The organism is Acidiferrobacteraceae bacterium (genome assembly GCA_037388825.1).
Classification (GTDB): Bacteria; Pseudomonadota; Gammaproteobacteria; order Acidiferrobacterales; family JAJDNE01; genus JARRJV01.
Genome location: JARRJV010000102.1, coordinates 1 through 10,591 on the forward strand (window position 1 = coordinate 1; position 10,591 = coordinate 10,591).

Here is a 10,591-nt window from a genome sequence, read left to right on the forward strand (position 1 = left end):
CTTTCGAATTGGCGCAGCGCGATGCGCAGCAGGGTTGGGGGTTCGGCGCGGGGTAGCAGGTTGAAACCATATTCCTGCTGCCGTCTTGCGACCTCGGCGCTGTCCAGTCCATGTGTCGTGGCATCCAGTAGCGCCAACGTGTCCGCGGCCGAATGGGCGCAGGGATCGGCGATGGCGCTTCGGGTCGTGGATGTGCGCGGTGCTGCCATTGACGAAGTCCGTCCTCCTGATCGTGCGTCGGCAAGCAAGGGGAGCGAGACACTGGGTGCCAGGCAATGACCCGATTCTGTGATCGTCGGACATCGGAGTCAAACCCGGAGCGCGCGGTTCGGAGACGCGCAAGAACCCGTTGATTCATTTCGGGTCGCGAACTTCGGGCCAAGGAGGACGCGCTTTTTTCGGCAAAGCGGAAAGCTGCCCAGAAAGCGGGGAACGGAGGGATGAATACCCAGCCCCTCCGCCTCCCCCGCTTCAGAACCGATCACTGACGGTCACCGATTCCAATGGCAGTTGTCCCGCGCGCGGCCAGGGATCGCGCACGCCCTTTCCGATCGCGACAAACATGGCGATGGCGTGGTCCTTGGGAAGATTGATCAAGCGGCCCACGGCTGCGAAATCGAATCCATCCATAGGGCAGGAGTCGTAGCCCATGCCCTTGGCGGCCAGCATCAGCGTTTGCGCCGCGATGCCGCACGAACGCATGGCCTCATCGCGCTGCACCTGTTCGCGGCCGCGATAGTAACCGTCGATCGCCGGCACCATGAACTCATTGATCTCAGGCGGCGCGTTGCGCCAGTAGCGCCTCGGCTCCTTTTCCCACGACTTGAGGTCCGCGCACAGGACGACAAGCAGGGATGCGTCGGTGACCTGGGCTTGATCGCCGGCCACGGCGCGGATCTCTTTGCGTAGCGCCGGATCCCGGACGACGACGAAGCGCCAGTTCTGGATATTAAAGGCGGTGGGCGACAGCATCGCGAGCGAGAGTAGCCGGTCGACCTCGACGTCGCTCATCTCGTGCTGCGGGTCAAAGTCCTTCACTGCGCGGCGTGCCTTGATTGCGTTGATCACTTCCATAGCGTCTTCTCCCGTAGAAAGTCTGGCGTGGATACCTGAGGGGGGAGATGTTATAAAAACGATCTCGCTTGCATAAGTACGCACAATTTTGTCCCGTAGTATCATTTTGTATACCGAGGAAGGATGCAGCCATGAGAACTCAAACCTGTGACGGAACGATCCGGTGCCCGGTTGAGGCATGTCTCGAAGTCATCGGTGGCAAATGGAAAGGGCTAATCGTGTTCTATTTGCTCGGGGGCACGAAGCGGTTCAACGAACTGCGCCGCCTGCTGCCCGGCGTGACGCAGCGAATGCTGACGCGCCAATTGCGTGAGCTGGAGGCCGACCGAATTATCCAACGCACCACCTACGACGAGGTACCCCCGCGAGTGGAGTACTCGCTCACGGAATTCGGGACGACGTTGGAAACCATCATCCGCATGCTCCAGAAATGGGGAATGGAATATCTCGATGAGATCAACGCCATGCGGCAGGAAGACCCGGCGGAGGGTGAAGCCGACAACGCCGTACGGCTGAGACGCGCACACCGTTGAGCCAGAGAGCCTGAATATCGGCGTAAGCTGCTCTCTGACCCCACTCTTCTGTTTGCTGACCCGGATGATTCGATCCACGAAACAGCGGGAGGCTCTGAAATGATCGAGAAGATACCGGATTTGCCAGATGGCGTTATCGGCTTCAGCGCCAGTGGGACGGTAACGGCGAACGACTACGAGTCCACCATTATTCCGGCAATCGAGGAACTGTTCGCTCGTAAAGGAAAGGCTCGCTTCCTGTACCATCTCGGCGAAGACTTTATCGGGTTCGAAGCCGCCGCGATGTGGGACGACACGAAATTGGGCCTGAAGCATCTTTCTGGCTGGGAACGGATGGCCGTCGTAACGGACGTGGAATGGATACGGGCGGCGCTCAGGGTCTTTGGGCTTGCTATACCAGGGCATGTCCGGGTGTTTCATAACAAGGAACTCTCCGAGGCGAGACGATGGGTAAGCGAGTAGGAAGGTATTGGGGACAGTCCACGGTTCTTGTGCAAGAAACGGGCGTCGCAGTGATTTCTTCTTGAACCGCCAAGACCTCTTCCCACAGGATATTTGCGGTCAGAACAAGAATTCTTGCCGCAAAGGTCGGACGGACAGCCAGTCTTTGCGCTGATCTCAAACAACAAGATTCCAGAAGGAAGCTGACCCATGGCCTGGTATCTGACGAAAATCGCCGTCACAGTGGTCCTGGTCGTCGCCATCTCCGAGATTTCCCGACGCAGTACCCTGCTCGGCGGCATCCTCGCCTCCGTGCCGCTGGTGTCGGTGCTGGCGATGATGTGGCTGTACGTCGACACGCACGACACCACGCGAATCGCGTCGCTGGCGCAGAGCATCTTCTGGCTCGTGCTCGCCTCGCTGCCGCTGTTCGTCGTCCTGCCCCTCTAGGGGGCGGCCATGCGAGCATGGATTGCCAGATATCCTGTCACGGCATACTACGGTTTCGCCCTGCTGTTCACCTGGAGCTACTGGTTCGTGCTCATCGCCCAGGGGAAACACTCTGGTCCCGGGACCAGCGTCAGCCACCTGCCCGGTCTGCTCGGACCCATGCTGGGGGCGTTCGTGACAACGGTGATCATTGACGGGAAACCCGGCTTGCTTGAGCTGTTGCGCCGCATGACGCACTGGGGCTCGTCCTGGCGCCGGGGCGTGCTGCTGGCGCTGTCTCCGCTGGCGATGGGCGTGCTTGTATTCGCAGCCCTTTATGTCTTTGGTACTCCACTCCCGGCCCCGCACGATTTCTGGATTTATCCCGGCCTGCCTTCCTCACTATCCTGGTGGGCGGTGCTGCTGCTGGTGTTGGTACTGAACGGATACGGCGAGGAAACGGGCTGGCGCGGTTTCATGATGGAGCGCCTGCTGCTTCGCCACGACAAGTTTCGGACCACGCTCATCATTTCCGGGCTGTGGATCGTGTGGCACATCCCCGTCTTCTGGATCAACGTGAGCATGACCGCACTGGTCGGGCCGATGCTGCTGGGATGGGCCTTCGGGCTGGTGTGTGGTGCCTTCGTGCTCGCGCATGTCTATCTTCTCAGCGGCCGCAGCGTCCTGGTCGTGGCCCTGTGGCACGCGCTCTACAACCTGATGGTTGCTCCCCCGGCCGGTGCCGGAGTCCCCGCCGCCGCAATCAGTACCGTAGTCATGATCTGGGGTGTACTGATCGCGTGGATCTGGTGGCGCGATACGAACAAAAAAGACGGAGGGACTAGTACCTAATCCCTCCGTCCCGCTTCACCCGCAACGATGATCAGTACCTGCGGATATTAAACTGGTTGATCTGCTTCTTGGTCTTGGGATTGAACAGAACGTGCAGCATGGCATGTACGACGTAGACCTGGCCATCCTTCATTGTTCCAGTGGTAGCAAATACGTCGCCGGTGTTTTCTTCGCTCACCACCTGCGCCGAGGCCCAATTGTCCGTGCTCCGCAGGCGGACAACCTTGTCGGTCTTGATCGCGGGTTTTGAACCGGCATGACCGCTGTCATTGGCAATCACGACCAGGGTGCCATCCTTGTCCCACAGCAGGCCATCCGCACCATGGAATTTCTCCTTAATCTTCACCTGGGTGAAGGCCTTCGGATTGTTCAACGGCACCTTGAACAGAATTCCATCGTTGAACTTGTCCACCAGCAGGTAGTCGTCCTTGATGACAATGCCGTTCAGATTGAAGCCGATGCCTCTGAAACGCTTGTCACTGAGGAACACGGACGACCGGTAGGACGGGTCGACCTTGTAGATGATGTCGGAGAAGCTGTCCGAGATGTACGCTGTGCCGTCCTTGTCGATCACCAGATCGTTGCAGAAGTGGGGCCCATCGAGGCCCTTGGCCAGATCGATGTACTTGATTAGCTTGCCCGTCGACAGACGAAAAACCGCCAGGCCTGCCAGCTTGCCGGTGGTCTTGGGGCTGGAGAACTCGCTCGCACCCGGATCGGCATTGCATACCAGTACCCGATCGCGTTGGGCGTCGATGTGCAGCCCGACCGCCGAAACCATGCGAGGGTCGCGTGCGAACACCTTGTAGTGTCCGTCCTCCGTCACTGACCCGATCAGGCCCCGATGGATGGACGTAACCAGAAAGCGCTTGTTGGCCGCATCCCAATCCACCCCTTCCGGATACAGGGCCGCCTTCGTGAAGCTGATCTGCCTGGGACTTTGTGACGCGCCTGTGACCGCGCTGGCGATAATCATCACCCCCAGGGTAACGACCGCCAGGGGTTTGCCGCATTGACTGATGGTTTTCATGATGCCTCCTTGTGTTGACTCGTGGTCAGACTCTTTTGGTGGGACTACTGGATGCGTTTCCAGGTGGTGCTGTTCATACCCTTGGGATCGAACGCCATCACCAGGGTGTTGCCCTTGAGCGTGTAGTAGCGCGTCAGGGTAGAAGACATGTAGTTGGGGTTGGTGATTCCCTGCACTTCAATACTCACGGTGCGGGCCGAGGGATCGACGCTGTAGTGCCCGAACATGGCGGCGTAGGTCTTGTACACCTCCTTCAATTCGTCCAGCGTTGTCTTGTCGTATCCCTGGCTGAAGGCCGGCCGAAAATCGTCCATGATCTGCAGGGACATGTTTCCCCGGGCGTCATAGATCAGAAGTCCGGCGGGCGACTCGCCCATGGGATAGTCCGTACTTCCGTCGGTGTGTTTGGTCTGCCATGAAACAAGCTTCCAGCTCCCGACCAGGCGCGCCGCATCGTCGGCCGCGGAAGCGAGCCCGAGGCCGGAAACGGCCAGGGAAAGAACGATAAAAACGGCCGCAGAGACAGCGGGCAAAACGGTTGAGTGAGCAGGTCTGGCTTTCACGGTGTCCTCCTTCAGGGGCTGTTGATAAGATCAACGCAGCCTATCGGGAGGCGGAATCGGCTTTGCGGCGGAAACTGGATTTTTCGTCGACGATTTTCTGGCGGTTATTTGACTATTCTGAGATATCAATAACTTATCCATTCGCGGGGACAGGACGTGGAAAAGCAGCAGGCAGGCGAGTTGACCCATTCCCTGATGCGCCCATTTCACCTGGACGACTGGAGGGTCGATCCCGCCGCCGGAATCATTTCGCGCAACCACGAACAAGTTCACCTGGAACCGCGAGTCATGACGGTGCTGACCCTGTTGGCCGGTCGTGCAGGGGAAGTGATCAGTCGCGAGCAACTGGAGGCCGAGGCATGGGCCGGCACGGTGGTCGGCTATGACGCCCTCGCCAGCAGTATTCTCAAGCTGAGGAAGGCCCTGGGCGATAGCACCCGACAGCCGCGCTATATCGAAACCGTATCGAAGAGGGGTTACCGACTGGTCGCGCCGGTGACCTTCGACGAACCCGCGTCCGGCGACACTGCCACTACTCCCTCTTCCCCCGCAAATCGATCAAGGTCCTGGAGAGTGGGCGCCATCGCCACGCTTGTGCTGGCGATGGTCGTCGTGCTCGCGGTCGTTTTCGTGGGACACGGTGGGATCGACGAGAACGAAACCGGAACGAACCTGAAAACTCTGGCAGTAATGCCCTTCGCCAATATCAGCAACGATCCGGAAAACGAATACTTCGTCGAGGGCATCACCGACGACATCATTACCAACCTGTCTGGTCTGTCCGACGTGTTGGTCATTTCGCGCAGCGCGACCTATCGCTATAAAGGGCAGGAATTCGAGCCAAGGAATGTTGGTCAGGAACTGGGTGCCGACTACCTGGTCGAGGGCAGTGTCCGCAAAGCCGGAAAACGATGGCGGATCAACGCCAGCCTGATTGAAACCGGTACCGGCGTGCAGTTGTGGGCAAAGAAATTCGAAAGCAGGGAATCAAGCCTGTTCAAGGCGCAGGATGAACTCACCAACGGCATCGTCAGCGCCCTTGCTCTGCAGTTGAGTTCAAGCGACAAAAAGCGACTGCATTACCGGGCGACGACGAACTTCGAGGCCTACGACCTGTTCCTTCACGGCCAGAAACTGTTCAAGGAACGTACGCGGGAAGCGAATGAAGCGGCGCAGGACGCCTATCGCGAGGCGATCAAGCTCGATCCCAGCTTTGCGCGCGCCCACAGCGCTTTGGCCGTTGCCCTCACCGTGGAGTTCTGGCGCAACTGGAGTGACAACCCCACCGAGACACTCGATCGCGCCCTGGAAATGGCCAATCTCTCGGTCCGACTAAATCCAGCATCACCCCAGGCCCACTGGGCCCGCGGTTATGCGCTGATGTATCAGAAGAAGCACAAACAGGCGATCAGAGCGGTAGAGAAGGCCATCGACATCGCGCCTACCTACGCCGACGGCTATGGATTGCTCGCATTGATTAACAATCAGCTCGGAAACGGGAAGGAAGCGGCCCGACTGATCACCAAGGGCATGAAACTTGATCCTCATTACAGCTGGGACTATCCGTACATCCTCGGGCGCGCGTACTATGTCATGGGCAGATACGAGGATGCAATCAAGACCCTGGGGATCGCACTGAAAAGAAACGAGCAGGCAGTGAACCCCAGATTGTTCCTGACGGCAACCTATGTCGCCCTGGGCCGGCTTGACGACGCGAAGTGGGAAGTGGAACAGATTCGCATCATGAACCCGGACACCACCCTTTCCCACCTGAAGAACGACTACCCCATCGCCGACAAGGCGCTACAGAAACGATTCCTCGATCAGCTAAGGAAAGCGGGCTTGCCGGAAGCATAGCGTCGGCGAGTAACCATCGGCAGCTCTTTCTGCTAGAAAGGTATCTCCAGTGCCTTGCACAGAAACTCCATGAACGGCACAGCGGTGCGGAAGGATTTGGCGACGTCTGTCTTCAGCGCATTGGTGACCACACGCGACTCATCCAGCGGGACCATGGCGATGAAGTCCTTGCGCTTGAGATCCTCGATCAGGGGGTGATCGTTCCTGTAGCCGCGCGGCGGCCGCCTGAGGGCATCGCCGGACAACTCGAACATCCGGGCGAAGGCCTTGCCCCGCGAGACCTTGAGCCACTGCTCCGGTTGCTCATGGATGGCCAGGCGTATTCGTGCAAGCGGCTCTGCTTCCGGGTGCCAGATACCCGCACCGACGAAACAATAACCGGGCTCAATGTGAAGATAGAATCCCGGCGCGTGCACGTCCTTGGCCAGGAAATGACGAAACTGGATGCCGACGTTGGTCTTGAATGGCCGCTTATCCCGGCTGAAGCGCACGTCCCGGTACGGGCGCATCATTGAACCGCCTACCTTCTTCGGGATCGCCAGGAAATGAAATCCAGCGCAGGCGAACGCACCAGGTCTTCGTAGTCCTGCTTGTGTTCCCGGAACCAGTCGCGGTTGTTGTTCTTCTCCAGCCGCTTCAGGAATTCAAGGCTGGCTTCGGTGAAGTATCGGTTTGCCATGGAGTCTCCGCGTCTATCGTTCTGCCCCCGCCTCGCCTCCACATTGTGCCATCATCGCCCGCCCATCTTGAACCCGGGCACCAGCCGCGTATCCTTGGCCTACCCAAGAACAACACGGCAAGGATCATCGAGGACCCGGGAAGTCCATGCATGAGCATATCCTCATCGCGCTGGCGGGAATCGGCCTGATTGCCATCGTCAGCCAGTGGCTGTCCTGGTGGCTGAAACTGCCGGCAATTCTGTTCCTGCTCCTCGCCGGGATCATCGCCGGCCCGGTCACGGGATGGCTGGACCCCAACGCCCTGTTCGGCGACCTGTTGTTTCCCATGGTGTCGCTGTCGGTCGCCGTAATCCTGTTCGAGGGCAGCCTCACGCTGAAGCTGGACCAGATCCGCGGCCTGCAACGGGTAGTTCGCAATCTGGTCTCGATCGGCATACTTGTCACCTGGACGATCACCACGGTCGCGAGCTACCTGCTGCTCGACATTGGTTGGCAGCTGGCCCTGCTGTTCGGGGCGGTAACGGTGGTAACCGGGCCAACGGTGATCGTTCCCATGCTGCGCACGGTGCGGCCCAACGCGCGCATCGCCAACATCCTCCGCTGGGAGGGCATCGTCATCGACCCTATCGGCGCCCTGCTGGCCGTGCTGGTATTCGAGTTCATCGTTTCCGGTCGTGTCGATGGCGCCCTCGGCCACACCCTGATCGGGTTCGGCGAGATCCTGCTCGTAGGTATCGCCATGGGTGCCGCGCCGGGATACCTGTTCGGCCTGCTGCTGCGGCAGCACCTGATACCGGAATACCTGCGCAATGTCGCCACCCTGAGCCTGGTGTTTGTCGTATTCGTCGGCTCCAACCTGATCTATTCCGAGTCCGGCCTGCTGGCGGTCACCATCCTGGGTCTGTGGCTGGCCAATATGAAGGATGTGAACATCGAGGACATTGTGTCGTTCAAGGAGAGTCTGAGTCTGCTGCTGATCTCCGCCGTGTTCATCGTGCTGGCGGCACGCCTCGACGTCGCCGAACTCCAACAACTTGGGTGGCCGGCCGTCTATGTGTTCCTGGCAATCCAGTTCGTGGCGCGGCCGCTGAAAGTGGCGGTGTCCACCCTGGGCTCGACGCTCAACTGGCGCGAACGCGCCCTGCTTGCGTGGATCGCGCCGCGCGGCATCGTCGCCGCGGCGGTGTCGGCGCTTTTCGCCCTGCGTCTGCAGGAACAGGGCATGGCCCGGGCCGATCTTCTGGTACCTCTCACATTCATGGTCATCATCGGTACCGTGGTCCTGCAAAGCGCCAGCGCGCGCCTTATCGCCCGCTGGCTCAAGGTGGCCGAACCAGACCCGCGCGGTTTCCTCATCATCGGCGCCAATCCGGTCGCGCGCACCATCGGAAAGGCGCTAACCGAGAATGAATTCCGTGTCGTCCTGACCGACACCAGCTGGGAAAATGTGCGCGCCGCACGCATGGATGGACTTTCCGTCTACTACGGCAATCCGATCTCCGCCCACGCCGACCAGCACCTGGACCTTGTCGGGATCGGCCGCATGCTCGCCCTTTCGCCGGTCGCCGACGTGAACGTGCTCGCCGGCATGCGTTTTCGCAGCGAGTTTGGAGCCGCGGCTATCTACACCGTGCAGACAGCGCAGGAGAAGGCCGCCGCGGAAAAACTCAAGGCGGCCGAACCGCGCCGCGGATATACCCTGTTCGGCGACGATGTCACCTTCACTATGTTGTCGAGCCTGATCAGCCAGGGCGCGGAGATCCACAGCACGACGCTGAGCGACAGCTTCACCTTCGACGAATACCGGCAGCAGCACGGGCACAAGGCGATCCCACTGTTTGCCATAGACCCGCGCGGCCGCATTCAGGTCTTCGTCGCCGCAGGCAAGCTGAAACCAGGCACGGACTGGACGGTGCTTAGCCTGGTCCAGGCGGAAGCGAAGGAAGAACAAAAGAGCAGGGAGTGATTCAGAAATCGCTTCGCGATGTCTTAAAGGCAGTCAAGACGCATGGGCCGTCACGCCATGGGAGGACACGTGATCAAGGTCAGGATCAACAGATCGAAAAGTAGGCCGGCATCGGCCCAGTTCAAGTTTTTCTTCGTCTGGTTCCTATGCATGGGCGGGTGCATGATCTGGTACTTCCAGACCGACGACAAACTGGCATTACAGGCGATGCTGATCCTGCTCATCGTCCTGGGCGGGGTCATGACCGTCGATACCCTGCGGGATGCCTGGTATGCGAACCAGAGCCGGTACTGGCCCAGGGCAACATTTTCCGTGGCCAATGCCGACGTGGAAGAATCCCTGGGTAGCGACAACTCCGGCCCCCACTTCCGGGTCTATCTGCAACTGGAATACGAGGCACGCGGCGAGACCCGTCGCACCTGGAATCACGAATTGAACAGGGAAAATGTGTCTACGAAGGCAGCCGGCGACGCGTACGTGGAACAGGTTCGTGCCGGCAAGTTCGGTACCCAATTGCGCTACAATCCACAGAACCCGGACCAGGCCTATGTCAAACCGGGGGTTAAGGTTCGGCATTTCCTTGCAGTAATCGTCGGTCTGGGGATCGCCATCGTCGCCTATCTCACCCTGATCGGCGAGATCGACTGGAAGTAATGGCACGTCGACACGGACAAGGAGTCACCCAATGATCGAACGCTACCGCCATCCGTTTCGCTTCTATTTCTTCAGCGCCGCCATTCCCTGGGCCCTGTGGCTCACGGCGGCGTGGCTGAGCCACCGGCCGGGCGCAGCACCTGGGGCCTACGTCAGCTCCCTGGGTCTGGCCGGATTGTGCGCGCCCGTGCTCGTTGCTGCGTGGTATGCCTGGAAAGACAACACCCTCGCCGATATGGCCGGACGTGTCTTCAATTTTCGCGCTGCACCACCCGTTTATTTTTTCCTTGCCCTGCTGTTGATGCCGGCAAGCATTGTACTGGCCATGGCCGTCTCCCTGCTGTTCGGCTACGACGCCAGCCAGTTTAGCATCACCAGTCACGCGACTTTCAGTTCGGGTGTACTCCCCGTCTGGTTTATCCTGATCATCGCGCCGGTCCTGGAGGAGCTGGCCTGGCATACCTACGGCACCGATGCGCTGCGGCAGCGGTTCAACCTGTTCAATACCTCGA

Annotated in this window: 14 protein-coding genes; 8 read left to right on the top strand and 6 right to left on the bottom strand. The window is 59.6% G+C overall.

Annotation, left to right across the window (positions count from 1 at the left end):
* Both P8X48_12510 and P8X48_12515 read right to left on the bottom strand, forming a co-directional pair.
* Window positions 1-209: cation-transporting P-type ATPase (locus P8X48_12510; GenBank protein MEJ2108126.1), on the bottom strand; the 209-nt coding region annotated here is incomplete at its 3' end.
* A gap of 262 nt (window positions 210-471) precedes the next feature.
* The gene (locus P8X48_12515; protein ID MEJ2108127.1) at window positions 472-1,074 is read right to left on the bottom strand and encodes a nitroreductase family protein; all 603 of its coding nucleotides are present in this window, start codon (window positions 1,072-1,074) and stop codon (window positions 472-474) included.
* Window positions 1,075-1,205: 131 nt separating this feature from the next.
* Between P8X48_12515 and P8X48_12520 the strand changes: the two genes are divergently transcribed.
* The 4 genes from P8X48_12520 to P8X48_12535 all read left to right on the top strand — a co-directional run bounded on the left by P8X48_12520 (window position 1,206) and on the right by P8X48_12535 (window position 3,329).
* The gene (locus P8X48_12520) at window positions 1,206-1,607 is read left to right on the top strand and encodes a helix-turn-helix domain-containing protein (protein ID MEJ2108128.1); all 402 of its coding nucleotides are present in this window, start codon (window positions 1,206-1,208) and stop codon (window positions 1,605-1,607) included.
* A gap of 99 nt (window positions 1,608-1,706) precedes the next feature.
* Window positions 1,707-2,069, top strand: a complete 363-nt coding sequence (locus tag P8X48_12525) for an STAS/SEC14 domain-containing protein (protein ID MEJ2108129.1) — start codon at window positions 1,707-1,709, stop codon at window positions 2,067-2,069.
* 189 nt (window positions 2,070-2,258) lie between these two features.
* Window positions 2,259-2,498 (top strand): DUF3147 family protein, encoded by a 240-nt coding sequence (locus P8X48_12530; protein ID MEJ2108130.1) that lies wholly within the window; start codon window positions 2,259-2,261, stop codon window positions 2,496-2,498.
* Window positions 2,499-2,507: 9 nt separating this feature from the next.
* Window positions 2,508-3,329: a CPBP family intramembrane metalloprotease gene (locus P8X48_12535; protein MEJ2108131.1), complete on the top strand. Its 822-nt coding sequence runs from the start codon at window positions 2,508-2,510 to the stop codon at window positions 3,327-3,329.
* Between the two features lie 31 nt (window positions 3,330-3,360).
* Here the strand turns inward: P8X48_12535 and P8X48_12540 are convergent, their stop codons facing one another.
* A complete protein-coding gene (locus tag P8X48_12540; GenBank protein ID MEJ2108132.1) occupies window positions 3,361-4,359 on the bottom strand; it encodes an SMP-30/gluconolactonase/LRE family protein in 999 nt (332 codons plus the stop codon).
* A gap of 44 nt (window positions 4,360-4,403) precedes the next feature.
* Complete coding sequence (locus P8X48_12545; GenBank protein ID MEJ2108133.1) at window positions 4,404-4,922, bottom strand: lipocalin-like domain-containing protein; 519 nt, start codon at window positions 4,920-4,922, stop codon at window positions 4,404-4,406.
* Between the two features lie 156 nt (window positions 4,923-5,078).
* Here P8X48_12545 and P8X48_12550 point away from each other — a divergent pair, with 156 nt between their 5' ends.
* The gene (locus tag P8X48_12550) at window positions 5,079-6,779 is read left to right on the top strand and encodes a winged helix-turn-helix domain-containing protein (protein MEJ2108134.1); all 1,701 of its coding nucleotides are present in this window, start codon (window positions 5,079-5,081) and stop codon (window positions 6,777-6,779) included.
* A gap of 32 nt (window positions 6,780-6,811) precedes the next feature.
* Here the strand turns inward: P8X48_12550 and P8X48_12555 are convergent, their stop codons facing one another.
* Together P8X48_12555 and P8X48_12560 are read right to left on the bottom strand one after the other, a co-directional pair.
* Window positions 6,812-7,291 carry a TIGR02453 family protein gene (locus tag P8X48_12555; protein ID MEJ2108135.1) on the bottom strand — a complete coding sequence of 160 codons (480 nt, stop codon included), beginning with the start codon at window positions 7,289-7,291 and terminating at the stop codon, window positions 6,812-6,814.
* A gap of 8 nt (window positions 7,292-7,299) precedes the next feature.
* Window positions 7,300-7,458, bottom strand: coding sequence for a DUF2461 family protein (locus P8X48_12560; GenBank protein MEJ2108136.1), 159 nt, complete (start codon window positions 7,456-7,458; stop codon window positions 7,300-7,302).
* A 146-nt stretch (window positions 7,459-7,604) separates the two neighbouring features.
* Between P8X48_12560 and P8X48_12565 the strand changes: the two genes are divergently transcribed.
* From P8X48_12565 to P8X48_12575, 3 genes are all read left to right on the top strand, one after another.
* Complete coding sequence (locus P8X48_12565) at window positions 7,605-9,425, top strand: sodium:proton antiporter (protein ID MEJ2108137.1); 1,821 nt, start codon at window positions 7,605-7,607, stop codon at window positions 9,423-9,425.
* A gap of 162 nt (window positions 9,426-9,587) precedes the next feature.
* The gene (locus P8X48_12570) at window positions 9,588-10,079 is read left to right on the top strand and encodes a DUF3592 domain-containing protein (protein ID MEJ2108138.1); all 492 of its coding nucleotides are present in this window, start codon (window positions 9,588-9,590) and stop codon (window positions 10,077-10,079) included.
* A 31-nt stretch (window positions 10,080-10,110) separates the two neighbouring features.
* Window positions 10,111-10,591, top strand: a 481-nt coding sequence (locus tag P8X48_12575) for a hypothetical protein (GenBank protein ID MEJ2108139.1), incomplete at its 3' end; no start/stop codon positions are given.

Excerpts from the sequence above, each read along its gene's own strand:
- P8X48_12565 (MEJ2108137.1), top strand. The coding sequence starts at position 7,605 with ATGCATGAGCATATCCTCATCGCGCTGGCGGGAATCGGCCTGATTGCC.
- P8X48_12570 (MEJ2108138.1), top strand. The coding sequence starts at position 9,588 with ATGATCTGGTACTTCCAGACCGACGACAAACTGGCATTACAGGCGATG.
- P8X48_12530 (MEJ2108130.1), top strand. The coding sequence starts at position 2,259 with ATGGCCTGGTATCTGACGAAAATCGCCGTCACAGTGGTCCTGGTCGTC.
- P8X48_12555 (MEJ2108135.1), bottom strand. The coding sequence starts at position 7,291 with ATGATGCGCCCGTACCGGGACGTGCGCTTCAGCCGGGATAAGCGGCCA.
- P8X48_12515 (MEJ2108127.1), bottom strand. The coding sequence starts at position 1,074 with ATGGAAGTGATCAACGCAATCAAGGCACGCCGCGCAGTGAAGGACTTT.
- P8X48_12520 (MEJ2108128.1), top strand. The coding sequence starts at position 1,206 with ATGAGAACTCAAACCTGTGACGGAACGATCCGGTGCCCGGTTGAGGCA.
- P8X48_12525 (MEJ2108129.1), top strand. The coding sequence starts at position 1,707 with ATGATCGAGAAGATACCGGATTTGCCAGATGGCGTTATCGGCTTCAGC.
- P8X48_12560 (MEJ2108136.1), bottom strand. The coding sequence starts at position 7,458 with ATGGCAAACCGATACTTCACCGAAGCCAGCCTTGAATTCCTGAAGCGG.
- P8X48_12540 (MEJ2108132.1), bottom strand. The coding sequence starts at position 4,359 with ATGAAAACCATCAGTCAATGCGGCAAACCCCTGGCGGTCGTTACCCTG.
- P8X48_12535 (MEJ2108131.1), top strand. The coding sequence starts at position 2,508 with ATGCGAGCATGGATTGCCAGATATCCTGTCACGGCATACTACGGTTTC.